The sequence below is a fragment of the Pantoea phyllosphaerae genome, from assembly GCF_051025595.1.
Classification (GTDB): domain Bacteria; phylum Pseudomonadota; class Gammaproteobacteria; order Enterobacterales; family Enterobacteriaceae; genus Pantoea.
Genome location: NZ_JBPFDE010000002.1, coordinates 409,295 through 426,860 on the forward strand (window position 1 = coordinate 409,295; position 17,566 = coordinate 426,860).

General features: G+C 55.8%; 15 protein-coding genes. 1 reads left to right on the forward strand and 14 read right to left on the reverse strand.

Features of this window, described 5'->3' with window-relative positions; translation table 11 throughout:
- Positions 1-81 precede the first annotated feature (81 nt).
- The 10 genes from yajD to ACR6A7_RS05165 form a co-directional block, all read right to left on the reverse strand.
- Positions 82-429 (reverse strand): HNH nuclease YajD, encoded by a 348-nt coding sequence (yajD, locus tag ACR6A7_RS05120; protein WP_434123750.1) that lies wholly within the window; start codon positions 427-429, stop codon positions 82-84.
- 369 nt (positions 430-798) lie between these two features.
- Positions 799-1,830: a methionine synthase gene (locus ACR6A7_RS05125; RefSeq protein WP_434123751.1), complete on the reverse strand. Its 1,032-nt coding sequence runs from the start codon at positions 1,828-1,830 to the stop codon at positions 799-801.
- 26 nt (positions 1,831-1,856) lie between these two features.
- Positions 1,857-2,840 (reverse strand): DUF1852 domain-containing protein, encoded by a 984-nt coding sequence (locus ACR6A7_RS05130; RefSeq protein ID WP_434123752.1) that lies wholly within the window; start codon positions 2,838-2,840, stop codon positions 1,857-1,859.
- A 675-nt stretch (positions 2,841-3,515) separates the two neighbouring features.
- Positions 3,516-4,622: a PTS fructose transporter subunit IIC gene (locus ACR6A7_RS05135; protein WP_434123753.1), complete on the reverse strand. Its 1,107-nt coding sequence runs from the start codon at positions 4,620-4,622 to the stop codon at positions 3,516-3,518.
- Between the two features lie 37 nt (positions 4,623-4,659).
- Positions 4,660-4,971, reverse strand: coding sequence for a PTS fructose transporter subunit IIB (locus ACR6A7_RS05140; RefSeq protein WP_434123754.1), 312 nt, complete (start codon positions 4,969-4,971; stop codon positions 4,660-4,662).
- A gap of 66 nt (positions 4,972-5,037) precedes the next feature.
- Positions 5,038-5,508, reverse strand: coding sequence for a PTS sugar transporter subunit IIA (locus tag ACR6A7_RS05145; RefSeq protein WP_434123755.1), 471 nt, complete (start codon positions 5,506-5,508; stop codon positions 5,038-5,040).
- 141 nt (positions 5,509-5,649) lie between these two features.
- Complete coding sequence (gene alsE, locus ACR6A7_RS05150) at positions 5,650-6,330, reverse strand: D-allulose 6-phosphate 3-epimerase (RefSeq protein WP_434123756.1); 681 nt, start codon at positions 6,328-6,330, stop codon at positions 5,650-5,652.
- Positions 6,331-6,356: 26 nt separating this feature from the next.
- Positions 6,357-7,619: a PTS ascorbate transporter subunit IIC gene (gene ulaA, locus ACR6A7_RS05155; protein ID WP_434123758.1), complete on the reverse strand. Its 1,263-nt coding sequence runs from the start codon at positions 7,617-7,619 to the stop codon at positions 6,357-6,359.
- Between the two features lie 28 nt (positions 7,620-7,647).
- On the reverse strand, positions 7,648-7,914 hold the full coding sequence (locus ACR6A7_RS05160) for a PTS sugar transporter subunit IIB (RefSeq protein WP_434123759.1): 267 nt from the start codon (positions 7,912-7,914) through the stop codon (positions 7,648-7,650).
- Between the two features lie 11 nt (positions 7,915-7,925).
- Positions 7,926-8,363, reverse strand: a complete 438-nt coding sequence (locus ACR6A7_RS05165; protein WP_434123761.1) for a PTS sugar transporter subunit IIA — start codon at positions 8,361-8,363, stop codon at positions 7,926-7,928.
- Between the two features lie 149 nt (positions 8,364-8,512).
- Between ACR6A7_RS05165 and ACR6A7_RS05170 the strand changes: the two genes are divergently transcribed.
- The gene (locus ACR6A7_RS05170) at positions 8,513-9,619 is read left to right on the forward strand and encodes a LacI family DNA-binding transcriptional regulator (RefSeq protein ID WP_434123763.1); all 1,107 of its coding nucleotides are present in this window, start codon (positions 8,513-8,515) and stop codon (positions 9,617-9,619) included.
- A 137-nt stretch (positions 9,620-9,756) separates the two neighbouring features.
- Here the strand turns inward: ACR6A7_RS05170 and ACR6A7_RS05175 are convergent, their stop codons facing one another.
- From ACR6A7_RS05175 to ACR6A7_RS05190, 4 genes are read right to left on the reverse strand one after another with little or no spacing between them, the layout of a single operon-like run.
- Positions 9,757-11,955 (reverse strand): glycoside hydrolase family 2 protein, encoded by a 2,199-nt coding sequence (locus tag ACR6A7_RS05175; protein ID WP_434123764.1) that lies wholly within the window; start codon positions 11,953-11,955, stop codon positions 9,757-9,759.
- Positions 11,952-14,648, reverse strand: a complete 2,697-nt coding sequence (locus ACR6A7_RS05180; protein ID WP_434123765.1) for a response regulator — start codon at positions 14,646-14,648, stop codon at positions 11,952-11,954. Before ACR6A7_RS05180 ends, ACR6A7_RS05175 begins: the two co-directional genes overlap by 4 nt.
- A 9-nt stretch (positions 14,649-14,657) precedes the next feature.
- Positions 14,658-16,061, reverse strand: coding sequence for a DUF3131 domain-containing protein (locus ACR6A7_RS05185; protein ID WP_434123766.1), 1,404 nt, complete (start codon positions 16,059-16,061; stop codon positions 14,658-14,660).
- Positions 16,046-17,524: a DUF3131 domain-containing protein gene (locus ACR6A7_RS05190; RefSeq protein WP_434123818.1), complete on the reverse strand. Its 1,479-nt coding sequence runs from the start codon at positions 17,522-17,524 to the stop codon at positions 16,046-16,048. The genes ACR6A7_RS05185 and ACR6A7_RS05190 overlap by 16 nt, the downstream gene beginning before the upstream one ends.
- Positions 17,525-17,566: the final 42 nt, after the last annotated feature.

Sequence of the window (17,566 nt, forward strand, 5' to 3'; positions counted from 1 at the left end):
TGCAAACCAGACATCCGGAAGCGAGCCCGCTTCCGGATTTTTATGCTTTTCTGGCGGCGCAGAAGACGGCCCCTGCTGGCGCTATTTTTTCTTATTGAGCATCGCCTGTAAGTCAGCGAAGGGGTTATAGGTGGCGGCGCCGATCTCTTTTTGCGCATCTTCTCCCGCCACTACGCGGGTGCCGTACTGGTCCGCTTCCGTGTACTTTGAGTGTTCATGGTCGTGACAGTAGAGGCACAACAGCTCCCAGTTGCTGCCATCCTCTGGATTATTAGTGTGGTCGTGGTCGATATGGTGAACGGTCAGCTCGCGCAGGTTGGAGTAGACAAACTCGCGCGCGCAGCGCCCGCATACCCACGGATAGATTTTCAGCGCTTTCTCGCGGTAGCCGCTTTCCAGCCGCGCGTAGTTTTTGGGGATCAGGGCCATGTTCTTTGTTACCTGTGAAGAAAAATAAGAGGGGGGGAATGCCTGGCATTCGGTCGCCCTTGATGTCAGTCGTGAGCAAACCGCCTTTTTCTATCATAACCCTTTCCAGGCACCAAACGAGAAAATAAACTCGGTCGGGCATGCTGGCCAGCAGCGCAGCGAGTAGCGACCTTTTGTAGCGCGGTGCAGGGCATAGCCGTGATGAGAGGCGACACTACAGCGCGGGGGAAACCCTGGCGGGATTGACGTGACTGACGGCGAGGTAACGCAATAGTGCGATGGGCGAGGTTTTAGCCCGGCCAGGCGATTGAGAGCCCCCATCGCCCAACCGGACTGCCTGCTTAGGCAGAGATCGACTGCTTCACGACGTTATTTCGCCTGAAGCTCTCTTCTGACGATCTCCGCGCCCGCGCTCAGCGCACGAAGCTTGCCGTTTGCCACGTGGCGTGGCAGCGGGATCATGCCGCAGTTGGTGCAGGGATAAAGCTTATCGGCGTCAACAAACTGCAGCGCCTTGCGCAGGGTAGCAGCTACCTCCTCCGGCGTCTCGATGGTATTGGTCGCCACATCAATAGCGCCTACCATCACTTTTTTCCCGCGAATCAGCTCGATCAGATCCATCGGCACGCGCGAGTTCTGACACTCCAGCGACACGATATCGATATTCGATTTCTGCAGCTTAGGGAAAATCTCTTCATACTGACGCCATTCCGTGCCCAGCGTCTTTTTCCAGTCGGTATTGGCTTTGATACCGTAGCCGTAGCAGATATGCACCGCCGTTTCGCACTTCAGGCCTTCAATGGCGCGCTCCAGCGTGGCGATACCCCAGTCGTTCACCTCATCGAAGAACACGTTAAAGGCAGGCTCGTCGAACTGGATAATATCCACGCCGGCCGCCTCTAGTTCTTTGGCCTCCTGATTGAGAATTTTGGCGAACTCCCAGGCCAGCTTCTCGCGGCTTTTGTAGTGGGCGTCGTAAAGCGTATCGATCATCGTCATCGGGCCGGGCAGCGCCCATTTAATCGGCTGGCTGGTCTGCTGGCGCAAAAATTTCGCATCTTCGACGAAGACCGGCTTCTGACGGCTCACTTCGCCGACCACGGTCGGCACGCTGGCGTCGTAGCGATCGCGAATTTTCACAATCTCCCGCTTTTCAAAATCGACGCCGCTGAGGTGTTCGATAAAGGTGGTAACGAAGTGCTGACGCGTTTGCTCACCGTCGCTGACGATGTCGATACCGGCCTCAAGCTGATCCGCCAGACACAAGCGCAGGGCATCTTTCTTGCCATCTACCAGTTCGCGGTCCTGTAATTTCCACGGTGACCAGAGCACCTCAGGCTGTGCCAGCCAGGAAGGTTTAGGCAGGCTGCCGGCGGTAGAGGTAGGTAATAACTTTTTCATAAAACGTGACCCTGTCGGTTAAATAATCAAAGAACGGAATGCGCAGCCCATTGTTCAAGCAATGTCTGGTAGGGCTTAATAAAGTTCTCTTCGGTGAACTTACCCTGCTCAACGGCCAGCTGGCTACGTTCTTCGCGGTCGTAAACAATACGGGTTAAAGAGTAATCCTGATGATTCAGGTCCGGCTGATAACATTTTCCTGCCGCTGAGTTGGCGTTATAGATTTCAGGCCGGTAAATCTTCTGGAATGTCTCCATCATGCTGATGGTGCCGATCAGCTCAAGATTGCTGTAGTCGGCCAGCAGGTCGCCGCTAAAATAGAAAGCGAGCGGCGCGACGCTATTTAGCGGCATAAAATAGCGAACCTGCAGCCCCATTTTGGCAAAGTAGCGGTCGGTTAAAGAGGGCTGGTCTTGCTGATATTCGACGCCCAGCACCGGATGATGGTTATTGGTTCGATGATAAACGTTTTTGCTGGACACGCTCAGGCAGATAACCGGCGGCTTTTGCAGACACTCTTTATAGGCCGCCGATGCTACGAATCCTTTGAAAATGGCGCCGTGCAGATCGCCAAAATCCTCAGGAAGGGTGAATTCCGCCTTATTTTTATTGTGCTCAAAGAGCCGAACGCTGAAATCGTAATCGCGCACGTAAGAAGAGAAGTTATTGCCTGGAATACCTTCGATACGCTGGCTGGTTTTGCGGTCGATGATCGTCGGTTTCAATATTTCAATCACTGGAAAGCTTGCGCGCTGGCCTTCCGTCGCAATGGTCATTTCAGCGGAAATAATATCAACGTCGACGGCATAGCGATCGCTGTTCGGGTTATCCCACTGCGCCAGCGAGTTAAAACGGTTATTAATCATCGCCAGCGCGTTGCGCAGATTCTGCTGGCGTTTATCGCCTCGGGCCAAATTGGCAAAATTGGTGGTGATGCGCGTATTTTCCGAAGGATTATAATTTTCGTCGAAACGAAGCGTTTTAATCGTAAAATTGACAGGCTGAGTCATTTTAATCTGGCATCCTAATTCGTGATGGAGAAACTGGCGTTAATGCTTGCTTTTCAGGATATCCCGATTTGTTAAGCTGCTATTCCGCTCACAACGTTTCGTGTTACCAATACTTAACATCCATGTATCTTTTATGCCTGAGTTGGGACTCAACGAAAAGTGATATAAATTCAAAGAACATGAGAGAATTTCATGATGCTGGCGCAGATGAGAAAAATGTTGCCGTTATCGTATGCGCAAGAAAACCCGCATTGAGTCACTTTTTGCTGGCCGTTTGGTCGCCGCCTTTCGGCATTGTTCATGCTTTCCCGGCATCTCTATGCAGAGCCATCGCTAAATGCTACAGGGCGTGGGTATCGAATCAGGGAATGTCCTTCAAGGGCGGGCAAGGTGGCCGGTCAGAGGATAGAAAGGCTGCTACACCGGCGCAGCAGATGAGAAGATTTGCTGCGCCTTTTTCGGTGACGTCAAGGAGGGAGACGCGCCGCCTGCGGGTGAATTTTACGCAGGCTGTGTAACGCGCCGGGGAGAGATAGCGACACCTCTCTATCAGAGAGAACTAAACGATAAGATATCGCTATGCTCGCGCATAAAAAGAACGAAAGGATTTTGCTAAGAATTGGCTTCATCACGCCTGCGAAGATAGTCAGACAGCTTCATCACTCTCTGACAGCTTCAGCTTATTTGAATGTCATCCAGATTAAGATCCTCTTCTTCCTTCTCCTGAGAGGAGACACGCTGATACAAAACGTCTTTTTTGATGACGGCATAGGTCACCCCCGTCACCAGTATGTTGACGATCAGCGCCATAACACCGGCCAGAGGATGTGACATTGTCGGTAGCATTAACACACCGCCAAAAGGCACTGTGGCGTCAGCCCCATACATCAGTGCGACTGCACCGCCACAGGCGCCGCCAAGAGCTGCCGCCAGAACGCCACGCACAATATCGTTCATTACGATGGGAATAGCTCCCTCTACGATATTCACCACCCCCATTGGCACCGCGGATTTAAGCGTTTCAATCTCTTCCCGGTTGTAGATATTTTTACCGAGCAGTCTGCCAATAAACCAGGCCAGCCCAAAACCCACAGGTGTTGCCGTGTTAACCAGCTGAAGCGCAGTGACAGGTTCATTTATTCCCTGAGCCTGAAGCGTTAAAACGAATGCAAAACAGGTTTTATTAAGGGGGCCGCCAAAGTCGATAATACACAATGCGCCAATGACTGCGCCCAGTAACAGCGTGGATGAGGTCCCCATATTTCTCAGGAAAGTGGTTAAGGCCTCAGTAAATATCCCCACCGGCGTGCCAATAAGATAGATCATGATCAGACAGCTGATAAGCGAAGCGAAGAAGGGGACAATCAAGGTCGGCATTAGCCCACGCGCCCACTCCGGAACGCTGACTTTTCTGATAACGCCGAGGGCAAGATACCCCGCAATGTAGCCCCCAAGGATGCCGCCAATAAAGCCCGCTCCAATGGTATTAGCCGCCAGCCCTACGGTGAAACCGGGCGCAATACCTGGTTTACCTGCGATTGACCCGGCAATGCCGATAGCAATAACAACGGGTAACAACCCTAGAGCTTTAGCGCCAAGCGTGGCCAATACCTGCCATAAATCGAGCTGGCCCGAAATCAGCGTATCCTGAACCGTGCCGCCAGCCCCCATGCCAATAGCAATGATAAATCCAGAACCACAAACGATGGGAATCAGGTACGAGATAGCCGTCAGTAGATGGCCTTTAGGATTCGCGGCCTTCCATAATTCGTTGATAGTCATTATTTAGCCTTTCACGGTGAATAAAACGGGCAAAGAGTTATGCGTTTGCCAACTCGCTGAGCTTTTCAATCAGCTTATTGGGGGATTTCACGGCCATTTCAGTGGGCACTCGAACCACTTTCTTTACGGTGAATCGTTCTTCCCCTAATACTTTCACATCCGCTGCCAGCAAAACGATATCAGCCGCATTAATCTCATCCGCAGAGAGCGCATTTTCGATACCGATAGTTCCCTGCGTTTCAATCCGGACCTGATGGCCAGCTTTTTTTGCCGCTGCTTCAATCTTCTTTTGCGCGATATAGGTGTGTGCAATGCCTACCGTACAGGCCGTTACGCCGACAATATTCATCTCTGCTATCCTCTTTCGGTTTAATTAAGCATTAACTCTGCGGGTGGAACGAGCCGTTAGCTAAAATCACGGCGTAACCTCTTCATCCTGTGAACAAAAGAGCTGGATGATTTTTTGCGGATCCTCCTCTGTCAGCAGCCGTGCCAGTATCTCCTCATCCGCCAGGGAAGCGGACACCTGTGACAGCAGGCGAATATGCGTGCTGCTCTGATCCACAAGGCTAACCGCAAATAAAATAATGCAGCGCACATCACTTCCGTCCATCGTCTCCCAGGGAATGTCGTAGTGAGTCCGTCCGATGGCCAGCGCGGTACGCGCCACAGCCGAAGATTTACCGTGCGGAATAGCTATATGAGATTCAAAGCCGGTCGAGGCGATATTTTCGCGCTGCCAGACATCGTGCATAAAGGCTGCCTTATCCGTTACCGCGCCATCCACTGTTAGCAGATCGGTTAATTCCTCTATCGCCTCTGCTTTACTTCTGGCGTCCAGAGATAACTTGATATTCCTGATATTAAGCACCTGCGAAATGTCCATGATTTACTCCTTGAGATTCAAGTCAGGCTTGCACTAACGCCATCGGATGAAGGGTTTAACGTGGATTATTTTTAATCTTTTTACGCGAGCAACTTAGCAATATTTACCATTTCTTAGCGTTACCGCTCGGGCTAAAACGCTTCAGGCTACCACCTTTTCACGATTAAAAATTTCCATCATTTTTTTCCAGGCAATAGCGACGTCATCATGCAAAGAAAAAAGTCCAGAAGTTCCCACAATAAAAACGTCTACGCCCGAGTCTGAGATCTGACCAAAGGTTCTTTCATTGCATGAACCATCAATTTCCGTCAAATAGTGGAAACCTTTTTCTTCGCGCATCCTGATAAGCTTTTTAATTTTCTCCAGGGATTCGGGGATAAAACTTTGTCCGGCAAAGCCAGGATCAACAGACATAACGGTAACTTTGTCCAACAAATGGCCATATTCTGCAATTGTTTCCGCTGGCAGCGCAGGGTTAAGCACCACGCCGCATTTTTTTCCCGCCTCTCTGATTTGATTAAGCAGCCTGAAAATTTTGTTGCTCGCCGTCTCTGGATGAAAGCTGATAATATCCGCCCCAGCATCCAGGCACAGAGGAATGATATCTTCAGGATGGTTAACCATCAAATGTACATCAATCGGCACAGAGGTGATTTTTCTCAGATTTTCAATAAAGAAAGGAGAAAGTGTAATATTGCGAACGTAGTTTCCATCCATAATATCGACATGATAGAAATCAGCGGTGCGGTTCATAGCCGTGATTTGCTCTTTGAATCGGGTTAAATCCATACACATTAATGAGGGTGAAAATTTAGCGCCCATGAATAATCTCCTGCACGGGTGAAAGGTTAATGAAAAATGGCGATAATCTTGCCGAGTACAATGCCCACGGCGCTGAAGTCGGCATCGCCAAAGGTCGTGGAGCCTAATCCCATCTCCCCCATCATCGGCAAAAGAATGGCAGGCAGGAAAGAGATCAAGAGTCCATGGGCAAAGGCACCCAGCACCGCCCCACGGCGACCGCCGGTGATATTGCCGTAAACGCCCGCCGTCGCACCGCAAAAAAAGTGAGGCACCAGGCCTGGAACGATCACGCTCAGACCAAACAGCGGACAGAGAAACATGCAGACTAACCCGGCCATAAAGCTGGCGAGAAAGCCGACGATAACGGCGTTGGGCGCAAAGGGAAAAACGGTAGGGCAGTCCAGCGCCGGTTTTGCATCTTTAACCAACTTGTCAGCAATCCCTTTAAAGGCAGGGACAATCTCCGCTATCACCATTCGCACCCCGGCCAGAATGATGTAGACCCCGGCCGCAAAGGTAAGAGACTGGATAATGGCAAAAATAATGAAGTTTTGACCGGCGCTTAAGGTTTCTTCCACATAAGAGCGGCCTGCAGCGCTCACTAACACCAGAAAAAGCAGCATCATGGTGAGCGAAATTGCCACGGACGAGTCTCGAAGAAAGTTCAGGGAAGCAGGGACCTTGATCTCTTCAATAGAAGGGCTGCCTTTGCCCGTGGCTTTTCCTACCAGCGCGGCAAGCAGGTATCCCGTCGAACCAAAATGGCCTAAAGCCAGATCGTCTGTGTGGGTGATTTTTCGGGTAAAGGGCTGTAACAGGGCGGGAGAAACCACCATCATCGCGCCTAAAATCAGTGCGCCGGTTGCCACTACCCAAAACGGGGATAACCCTCCCACCGACAAAATAATAGCCAGCATGGCTGCCATGTAGAGAATATGATGCCCGGTCAAAAAGATATATTTCAACGGCGTCAGCCGGGCCAGCGCAATATTGATAAGCATGGCTAAAACCATAATCAAGGCGGTTGCCGAACCATAATGCTGCTGCGCCAGAGCGGCCATGGCGTCAGTATTGGGCACCACGCCCTGAATATGAAAGGCGTGTTCAAACAGCTGACTGAATATAGACAGCGAACTCGCAATTATCGTTGCTCCCGCGGTCAGGATAACAAAGCCCATAATGGTTTTCAGCGTTCCCGAAATAACTTCCGATATCGCCTTTCTCTGTAACAACAGTCCAGCCAGAGAAAATAGCCCAACCAGAATGGCTGGCGTTCCCAGCACATCATAGATAATGAACTGAAGCATTATATACTCCACACGTTAAGAAGGGCGGTCAGAGGTTTTTTTCCAATATCTCTTTTAGGGTCTGATTATCCAGCAGGTTGCTCAGGCCAAATATTTTCGCTGGGTGTCCGCTGAGCTGCCCGGCAATATCTTTTGCGCTAATAATGATGTCGGCATTTTCACTTTTGGCAGAACTCAAATCAGTATGACTGACCGAGGCTTCCTTGTTAATCTCTTTAAGTAGTTTTTTAACATTCATTTCGACAATAAAGCTACTTCCCAGACCATTGCCACAGACAATGAGGATTTTCTTCATTGCTCTCTCCTTCAGTTAATTACAGCCTGAATGGCCTCTTTACTGGCAGCCTTCAATAAACGATTAAGCTTCTCCTCATCGCATAGAATTCCTGCCAGTTTAGCGATCAGGCTGACGTGCTCATCCCCGGAAAAGGCGCATAACATAATAACGACGTATACAGGATCATTTTCATCAGAACCAAAACAAATTCCGTTTTTAATATGAAGGAGAGACAGGCCATTTTTTAGCGCGCCTTGTTCAGGTCGTGCATGAGGCAGAGCTAAACCGGGCGCTAACAAATAATAAGGCCCTTGTCGCTCATGGGTTTGTAAAACAGCATTGATATAATGCTGCGAGATATAACCCTGCGCCAGTAAAGGTTGAGCGACAAGGGTAATAGCCTCTTTCCAGTGATTAACCGAATTAACAATATTAATTCTGTCGTCTGTTAGCCATCCTTCACTCATATTTCCCACCTGAGTATCAACCAGGCGAACTATAAACAGCAGGATAAAATACAACTGTGATCAAACTCGCATTGTTAGCGCTAACATTGAAATGGCCGTCATAACACTCATCACCCGCTGCTTACACCCGCGCCGTGCCAGGTTATACTATGAACCTCAGGCCTGGCGTGGTTTATTTATATTACTTTCAAATAGTTGGAGTTTTTGTGCGCATTTCAGACGCAGAGGATAATCCGAAGGAAAAACGTCGTAAGGGGACGGGTAAAATTACGCTGGCTGAAGTCGCTGAGTTGGTTGGCGTGAGCACAATGACCATTTCGCGCGCGCTGAGAACGCCTGAAAAAGTGAACCCTGAACTGCGCAGGCGGATTGATGCCGCCGTCACTCAACTTGGCTATGTTCCTAACTTACAGGCGCGCTCGCTTGCATCCGTGCGATCCGACCTTATCCTGGTCGTGGCTCCCGCCTTCTCTTCATCAGGCTTTTTAGCGCTTTCTGAATCCCTGCAAAGCGTGCTGGCTGAACAGGGTTATACCGTGATGCTGGCGGAAACAGGCCATCACGGCCTCAGCAATCAAAAAGCGTTGGAAAAGATCCTTGCCTATAATCCGGCGGCTATTGTTCTGTTTAATATCGACACCGTTGAGAGCCTGACTCAACACTTTGCCAGTGTCGATCTGCCAGTCCTGGAAACCGGCGCGCTGAACAGGGCTTCTGCGGGCGTCAGCGTCGGCGTCGATTACAGCCGGGCTGTTCAGCAGGTGGTCAAGCATCTCGCAAACTTATCATTGAAAAACATTGCTTTGCTCTGTCATCCAGCAAACACTACCCGCTCTCACCAGATCCTGAGCGGCTGGAACAGTGCGATGCTTGCCTTAAACCGCTCGCCGCATAGAGTCGTCACCACCCATTTGCCTGCTACGATTGATACGGGCATAACGCTTTTCAAAGATATGATGACGACCTGGGGAGATTTGGATGCGTTAATCTGCACTTCAGAAGAGATAGCTTGCGGCTGTATGATGGCGTGCCATAGCGCAGGGTTAAACGTGCCCAATACCCTCTCTGTCGCCAGCATGGGAGGAGAGGCGCTGTCACAGGCGTGCTCGCCTGCGTTAACGGCGATTGAATTCCCCTGGCGCGATATGGGCGTTCAGGCCGGGCGCGTGCTTGTTGATCTTCTTAATGGTGTGCCAGTAGACAGGTTTACCGAACTCCCCGCTACGCTGAAAGTCAGAGCCAGCACCTCTCGCTAGTCCGGTGATGTGACAGCAGAAAAGGCTAACCGTACGCGCTGCTTTTGCCTCAGCCGCGCGGCACATCAAACCAGCCGTTTCCCGCTACTCTGGTAAGGCTCAGTGCCGCCTGTCTGACAGGGAAAATTCAGCCTCCATCAGGGCGCGACTTCAAATTCCATCTGATTATGCGCCAGGGTTTTATGCTCACCATCGACGATGCGCGCTGTTACGCGCAGCGTGCCAGCACGTGACGGTGTCACCGGCAGCTCAACCACTTTTTTACCGCTATCGGCGGCGATATCGACCGGCTGCTCGCCCTGCGCCAGCACGCTGTCGCCCTGAACGATGCGCCACTGCAGCTGGCTGCCAGGATAAGCGACCGCCAGATCGTTGATGGTCCACAGGTTGATTTGTCCCGGCTGGCCCGCCTTCCAGTCAAGTCTGTTGGGCTCTATCGACGGCAGCAGCGGCTGATAGGCGCGCTGCATCGCAAAGTAGCCCGCCTTCGGCTGGCGCAAATAGTCCACAACGCCCCAGTTTGCCGAGGGCCAGGTCTCTACAAACATAAACTGAAACAGCGCGGTGACCGGCTGGAAGCGCTGACGCCGGTAGCTTTCCGCAGCGATAGCGACCAGCTGCGCCTGATAGCGCTGGGTATTGGCGATAAAACGCTGGATGTTGTCGCCGCGGGAAATCTTCGCGTTCTGGAAAGTCTGGATAGGCTGAAAATTGTGATACTTCCAGCGTACCCACCCTGGGTCGCCCGGCTGGGTGGTAGCAGGCCAAAGCTCACCGCGCGGAATAAAGGTGCGCAGCGTGGCGAGCCGGGGCAGCGCCTGGGCGCCAAATTCGGTGATGGTGGCGGTTTTCGCCGGCTCCAGCAGGTTCGCCAGCGAGCCGAAATACCAGCCTGCCCAGTAGTGCTCTTCAACGGCGGAGAAGGGGTGCACAATGCGGCTGGTGTCCTGCGCCAGCGTATCGGCAACGCGCTGCATCAGGTTGCGGTTGAGATCCTTATGCCAGTCGGGAAAGCGCTTGCCCATCCACGGCGAGTTGAACGGCGGTTCGTTTTGCCCGCCCCAGACCACCACGGCAGGCGAGTTGCCGAACTGCTCCACCATCTCCTGCGTCTGCCTGACCGCGTTATCGGCGAAGGCGGCCGTATCGTTATAGCCCCACTGCAGCGGCACATCCTGCCAGATCATTAGCCCGCGCTCGTCCGCCGCCTGGTAGAGCGCACGGCTCGCCACATGCCCATGCACGCGGATGGCGTTGGCGTTCATCCGCTCCACCATATCGAAATCGCGCGCGTAGCGCGCTTTAGTCATGGTGCTGAGCCAGGGCGAGCCGATATAGTTGGTGCCGCGAATAAACAGCCGCTGGCCGTTGACCAGCCAGCCCTGATTTTGCGGTTGCTCGACCACCTGACGCAGTCCGGTGCGGCTGCTGCGCTGGTCAAGCACGCCCTGGTCGTCGCGCAGCCTGACCTGTACCTGATAAAGATTGGGCTTGCCGTAGCCCTTCGGCCACCAGAGCTGCGCCTTTGGCATCGGCAGCGTGACGGCGATGCGCTGCGTCGCGTCGCCGCTCGGCTGCAGCGTCACGGCCTGCGAGAGACGATAGGTCTCGCCGCTGAAATTATCGGGCCGTGCGGTAAGTTCCAGCGCCGCCGCTTTCGCCGCCGGGGCGCGATAAACGAACTCGACGCGCAGGCGCGGCTGCGTCAGACCCTGCGACCAGTCGGGCCTGAGGATCAGGTTATCGATCGCCACGCTGCGGCTGAGGCGCAATCTCACCGGCGACCAGATGCCGCCGGAGTTGGCGTCCTGCCCCTGCGGCGACCAGGCGCCGCCAGGCCGGGAGTCGTGCTGATTCAGAATGCCTTTCATCAGGTTTTTGCGCAGCGGCCAGTTCTTTTGCGGATCTTCAAACGGGCTGTCGACGCGCACCGCCAGCCGGTTATAGCGCGTCAGCGCGTCGGTAATATCGACGGCGAAGCGCTGAAAATAGCCTTCATGCCGCGCCAGTTTTTTGCCGTTAAGCCAGACGTCGGCGAAGTAATCGACGCCGTCAAACTCCAGCGTCGCCAGCCGATCGGCGGCCGGTTTACGCAGCGAAAATTCGGTGCGGTACCAGAGCGCGCCCTGATGATCCCAGCCAGCGCTGTACCAGTTTGCCGGCACGCGCAGCTTGCGCCACTTTTGATCGCTGCCGCGCCAGCCGACAAAATCGGCATCGTTGGCGTCGTGGGCGCGCCATTCGCCCGCCAGCGACCAGCTTTGCGGAGGCGGAAGCGGCGCGGCGTACAGCGGCGCGCAAATCAAGACGCTCAGCGCCAGGGCGTAACGCATCATAGCTTCTCCTGCAGATGGCGAAGTTGAGTGAAGAGCGCATCTGACTGCTGCTCAAGTTCGGTGATTAAAGCCGCGCTTTCCAGCTGCGCCTCATCGCGGGCCGACTCCTCCAGCGCCTGTAAATAGCGCGTGAAGGCGTCAAAGCCAAAGGTTGAGGCTTCGCCGCGCAGCTTGTGCGCCAGGCGGCGTATGCGCGTCATATCCTGTTCGCAGAGCGCGCTTTTTAGCTGCGCAATCATCTCCGGCAGCCCGTCGGCGAACAGCGCCAGCAGTTCGCTCAGCAGCGCGTCGTCCAGGCCGAGTCGTGCCGCCAGCGTCTGCCGATCGGGCGGCGGCGCGGGCGTGGCGGACGGCGAGGGCGTCGGCAGGGTGACCACGCGCAGGATCTCGTCGTTCAGCGACTCCAGACTCACCGGTTTGGACAGATAGCCATCAAAGCCGTGCTGCAGGCAGAACTCTTTATCACCCTTCATAGCGTGGGCGGTCATAGCAATAATGCGCTGATGCGCCCGGCCAGGACGGCTCGCTTCGCGCTCGCGGATAAGACGCGTCGCCTGCTCGCCATCCAGTTCCGGCATCTGCAAATCCATCAGGATAAGATCCCAGCTCGCCTGATCCAGCTGCTCCAGCACTTCGAGGCCGTTGCCCACCATGGCAAACTGATGGCCAAGCCGCGTCAGGAAATGCGCGGCCAGCTTCTGGTTTACCAGGTTATCCTCAGCCAGCAGAATGCGCAGCGGCCGCTCCGTCCCCGTGTCGAGCTCGCGCAGCGGCGGCAGCGGGGCGACGGCGCGGGCGGGCTGCTGCGTCAGCGCCTGTCTGATGACGTCATACAGCTCGCGCTGGTCCACAGGCTTGCCGAGAAAATAGTTCACGCCGATGCGGGCGAGCTGATCGGCATCCATCACGCGGCTCATTGAGCTGAGCATAATGATCTGGCTCTCCGCCAGCGCGGGCGACGCCTTGATCTCCTGCGCCAGCGTCATGCCGTCTTTATCCGGCATCTGCGCATCCAGCAGGATGAGCGAGAAGCCGGGATGCGCCTCCAGAATCGCCAGCGCCTCGTCGGCGCTGGCCGCCAGGCTCGGCAGCAGCCCCATGTTGCGCAGCATATCGCTCATGATATGGCGGTTGGTGGCGTTATCGTCCACCACCAGCACGGGCACGCTGACGAAGCGCGGCGAACTCTTCAGCGCGTCGCTGACCGGCTGGTGCGGCACGGGCAGGGTAAAACTGAAGACGCTGCCTTTACCCGGTTCACTCTGCACGCTCAGCTCGCCGCCCAGGATCTCCACCAGCCGCGCCGAAATGGTCAGCCCCAGCCCGGTGCCGCCATATTTGCGCGTCGTCGAGGTATCCGCCTGGCTGAAGGATTCAAAAATCAGCTGCTGCTTGTCTGCGGGAATGCCGATGCCGGTGTCGCGCACCTGGAAGCGCAGCCGGTTGCTCTGCGCGTCGCGGCGCACGGAGAGTTCAACCTCGCCGGATGGGGTAAACTTCAGCGCATTGCTGGCCAGATTGGTCAACACCTGCCGTAGCCGCACGCTGTCCGCCGTCAGCAGATCGGGCACGTCCGGCGCGACGTTGACCAGCAGCTCGACGCTCTTTTCTGAGGCCGTGGGCATCAGCGGCCGCATCAGCGCATGCAGGAAGCCGCGCAGCTGAAACTCCTCCTCGTCCAGCTCGATCTTGCCCGCCTCAATCTTGGAGTAATCGAGAATATCGTTGATCACGCGCAGCAGCGTATGGGCCGAGTGGTAGACCAGCGTCATATACTCGCGCTGCTCGGCGGTGAGCTGAGTATCCAGGCAGAGCTGGGTCATGCCGAGAATGCCGTTCATCGGCGTGCGTATTTCGTGGCTCATATTGGCGAGAAAAATACTCTTCGCCTCGTTCGCGGCCCGCGCGGCGGCCAGCGCCTGCAGCGAAAGCTGCTCCGCCTCTTTGCGTTTGGTGATGTCCTGCAGCGTGCCGATGACGCGCGCGGTTTCGCCGCTAACGGTGACGCTCGCCACCTGGCCGGAAAGCAGCATCCAGCGGTAGTTCCCGTTACGGTGTAACAGACGGATTTCGCTCTCGAATACCGGCAGCTGCTGGTTGCTGGCGCTGGAGAAGAGCTGCTGCAGCGGCTCGCGGTCGTCGGGATGCAGCAGCGTATCAAGGAAGCTGGCGCTGTAGTGCCAGGTCTCGCGCGGGTAGCCCAGCATATTGAGCAGCGCGTCGTTGACCTGCAGCAGATCTTTTTCCTGCTGCCAGTCCCAGATGCCGATCTGGGTAGACTCCGCCGCCAGCACGAAGTCGGCGTGCAGCTGGTTGCGCGACTCGCTGATCGGTTCGAAGCCCGTGATGTCGATATGCAGGCTGACAATGCCGCCTTCTGGCGTGCGGTTGTGCTGCACAAAGACCTGCCGGTTGCCGATACGGCGCATCTCGCTGTGATTATCCAGGCGGCAGCGGCTGACCAGGTTATCAATCATCGCCTGTCGGCTCTGCTGATTTTCTGTCATATAGGCGGAAGCGATAAACTCCTCGACCAGCTGCGTCAGCGTGATGCCAAGGCGAATACGCGCTTCTATGCCGGGATAGAAGCGCACCACCTGCTTGTTGAAGGCGATCAGGCGCTCCTGGTCGTCATACATCAGCACTGCCGCGCGTAGCGAATCGAGCGCTTTAGGAAGCTGGCTTTCAGGCATCACGCCTCCTTAATTGGGGCTGCCGCGCTGGGCGGCGTAGTTAACAGGAAAACAGCGGTTCGGCGTGGTGAAGGGATCCTCCAGCTGCCGACGAAAATAGCTCTGCTCGCTCAGTTCGCTGTCGCGCAGCAGCGCGCCCATATTGGCTTTAAACAGCAGCGCCTCGAGCACCATGGCGTTGGTGGTGAGCGTAATGGCGCGGTTGTAGTCGCCGGTCGCCTCAACGCGTCCTTCAAACCAGCCGCGCTGCGGATCGTTCTGCCGCTGGGTCATCGCCATCAGCGCGTCGGTGAAGGGCGTTTGCCACAGCGCCCAGAGCCCGAAAACGGCGCGGGTCGACACCTGCGCCAGACGCGGCACCCATTTACCGTCGTCAGCCAGCGTGTTCCAGGCGTAGCCGTTGGCGAAAAGGGTGTCGTTGACGTGCCAGGGCGGCGCGGAGATAGTGAAATCGCTGCGGGCGGTCAGGATATTTTTCTGCTGCCAGCGCATCTCCTGCACGCGATAGACGTTGCTGGCGCGCTGGCGCTGAAGCGTCACGATATCGCGATCGGCGCCGGGCAGCGTCCAGGCGTATTCCATGCCGCTCAGCACGTAGGGCGTGGTGGTAATCGCGGCGGGGGTCCAGGTGGTGCGCGGATCGCGCGCGTCGATATCGAGCGCCAGCCCGTCGATAATCACATGCTGCGACGGCGGACGCAGCGACTGATCGTTGGCGAAGCCCCAGAGCCCGAATCCCGCCGCGCTGTATTCGCTGTCGCCAAGTCGGCCTTCGGCCTGCGGCGTCAGCTTGTTATCACGCATCTGCCCGGCGTAGAGCTGCCCTTTGTTATCCACCACGCGGCAGAAGTCCCAGCGCAGGAGCACCCGCTCCAGATATTCGCTGTACTGAGGATGAAACGACGCTACGATGCGCAGCGCCATCATCAGCCGCGCCATATCTTTCGCCGACCAGCCGATGACCTGCGGCGTGTTGGCGTAGCCCACCATCGCGACGCTGGTGGCGTTGTAGAGCAGATTCGGCACGTTCGCCGAGGTGAGCGGCAGCCGGTTCAGGGTGCCCAGGATCAGCGTCAGGCGGCGATCGAAGGCGTCGTCGTCGATCAGATCGAGCTGGCGCGCCGCCGTAAGGGCGATCAGGGTGTCGCCCATTTGCCACAGGCTGACCACCGGCCGCTTATCGCTGCCGTTCACCAGCCCGGTTTGCGGCTGCGCGTTGTTCTCGAAGTAGCGCCAGGCGATGGTCGCCCAGCGTCGCTCCTGATCGTTAAGCACGCCCAGCCGCGCGGTGGTGTGCCAGCCGCCGTTGACCAGCCAGCGCCAGCCTGCCGCCTGATTCCAGGCGAGCAGGCCAGCCACCAGCGCGAGCGCCAGCAGCAGCGCGAGAAGGAGACGAATTACTGTTTTAGGCATGTCGTCGCCACCGGCGGTAACTTAACGGGCGCCTGGCTGTCGCAGCGCGCGCATTTGCAGGCCTGACACGACGGGGCGCTGCGCACGGCGGTGCCGCTCTGCTCGCACCAGTTTTTAATGCCTGGCGTGACGTTAAGGAACGGGCGATTGCGCGGCGTATTGTTAGGGTCAAAGATATCGACCAGCCGTTTCTCCCACATTGAGGGCGCATAGCTGGCCTTACGCGGATCGTTGCTGTTGAAGCGCAGCAGCTTGCCCTCTTTCTTGAACAGCAGCGCCTCCATCATGATGCCGTTGTTATTAGCGGTGAACTCTTTGATCGGCCCGTCGCCATTTTCATACAAACCTTCGTAGTAGCCTTTGCCCTGTTCATCGGCGTTTTCGATGGTGTCGAACAGGCGGTCGGTATAGGGGGAGTCCCACAGCACCCACATGCCGAGCGCCGCCTTAAGCGAAACCGCCGCGACGTTGGGCACATACTGGCCTTTGTCGGTAATGGTGTTCCAGTTGTAGCCGTCGCTAAACACGGTGTCGTAAACGAAGTACGGGGATTTATCGAGCTGATGCTCCGAGCGCGCCGTGAGCGTCCCGGTGATCATGTAGCGGTTTTCCTGTGCCTGATAGACGCGGTCGGCGAAGTTTTTCATCCACGGATGGCTAAAGTCGCGCGCATCGTTATCGCGGTCGTCAGCGTTGTCCCAGCCCATTTCCAGGCCGTGCAGCAGGTAGGATTCGGTGACGACGTAGTTGTGCTGGTTGGTCATGCGCGGATCGCGCGTGTCGTAGGGCACCAGTACGCAGTAGATATCCGCCAGCGCGTAAGGCTCGGGCCGGCTCGCCTGGCAGGTGGTAAAGCCCCACAGCTGGTAGCCCGATGCGGCGTACTCCTCATAGCCGAGTCGGCCTTCCTGCACGTACTGCGGCTGTTTTTTGCCGTCGAGATAGGCGCCATAGAGCGTGCCGCAGTCATCCACTACGTGGGTGAAATCCCAGCCCAGCACCACGTTGTCGATGCTGTTGCCGTGCTCGGGATAGCGCTCTTTGATGATTTTCAGCCAGAGCAGCATGCGGCCGATATCGATGGCGGAAAAACCGATCTCGCCCGGTTTGTTCAGGTAGTCTACTTTCTGGCCGGTAATGGTGTTGTACGCCTTATTGGGCACCTGATTCTGGAACAGCACCAGTTTGTTCAGCGTCGCCATAAACTGCAGCAGACGCCGATCAAACTCCGCCTTATCGATAATGCCAAGCTCGCGCGCCGCCGTGAGCGCCGCCAGATAAGAGGCGCTGTCCCACATGGTGGTGGAAGGGTATTTATTTACCGCGTTCACCAGGCCGGTCGTAGGCTGCGTGTTGGCCACAAAATAGGCCCAGGCGTTTTTCGCCACCGCCATCTCGCGTTCGGTCAGTTCGCCGTGACGCACCTTGTAATCAGATGCCGGCAGGCTGACCGCCGCCTGCATCGCAGGCGCCAGAAGCAGCAGCGCAGCCAGCAGGGCAGCGAG

Excerpts from the sequence above, each read along its gene's own strand:
- ACR6A7_RS05145 (WP_434123755.1), bottom strand. The coding sequence starts at position 5,508 with ATGGACATTTCGCAGGTGCTTAATATCAGGAATATCAAGTTATCTCTG.
- ACR6A7_RS05130 (WP_434123752.1), bottom strand. The coding sequence starts at position 2,840 with ATGACTCAGCCTGTCAATTTTACGATTAAAACGCTTCGTTTCGACGAA.
- ACR6A7_RS05185 (WP_434123766.1), bottom strand. The coding sequence starts at position 16,061 with ATGCCTAAAACAGTAATTCGTCTCCTTCTCGCGCTGCTGCTGGCGCTC.
- ACR6A7_RS05170 (WP_434123763.1), top strand. The coding sequence starts at position 8,513 with ATGAACCTCAGGCCTGGCGTGGTTTATTTATATTACTTTCAAATAGTT.
- ACR6A7_RS05165 (WP_434123761.1), bottom strand. The coding sequence starts at position 8,363 with ATGAGTGAAGGATGGCTAACAGACGACAGAATTAATATTGTTAATTCG.
- yajD (WP_434123750.1), bottom strand. The coding sequence starts at position 429 with ATGGCCCTGATCCCCAAAAACTACGCGCGGCTGGAAAGCGGCTACCGC.
- ACR6A7_RS05175 (WP_434123764.1), bottom strand. The coding sequence starts at position 11,955 with ATGATGCGTTACGCCCTGGCGCTGAGCGTCTTGATTTGCGCGCCGCTG.
- ACR6A7_RS05140 (WP_434123754.1), bottom strand. The coding sequence starts at position 4,971 with ATGAATATTGTCGGCGTAACGGCCTGTACGGTAGGCATTGCACACACC.
- ACR6A7_RS05135 (WP_434123753.1), bottom strand. The coding sequence starts at position 4,622 with ATGACTATCAACGAATTATGGAAGGCCGCGAATCCTAAAGGCCATCTA.
- ACR6A7_RS05180 (WP_434123765.1), bottom strand. The coding sequence starts at position 14,648 with ATGCCTGAAAGCCAGCTTCCTAAAGCGCTCGATTCGCTACGCGCGGCA.
- ACR6A7_RS05125 (WP_434123751.1), bottom strand. The coding sequence starts at position 1,830 with ATGAAAAAGTTATTACCTACCTCTACCGCCGGCAGCCTGCCTAAACCT.
- ulaA (WP_434123758.1), bottom strand. The coding sequence starts at position 7,619 with ATGCTTCAGTTCATTATCTATGATGTGCTGGGAACGCCAGCCATTCTG.
- ACR6A7_RS05160 (WP_434123759.1), bottom strand. The coding sequence starts at position 7,914 with ATGAAGAAAATCCTCATTGTCTGTGGCAATGGTCTGGGAAGTAGCTTT.
- alsE (WP_434123756.1), bottom strand. The coding sequence starts at position 6,330 with ATGGGCGCTAAATTTTCACCCTCATTAATGTGTATGGATTTAACCCGA.
- ACR6A7_RS05190 (WP_434123818.1), bottom strand. The coding sequence starts at position 17,524 with ATGCAGGCGGCGGTCAGCCTGCCGGCATCTGATTACAAGGTGCGTCAC.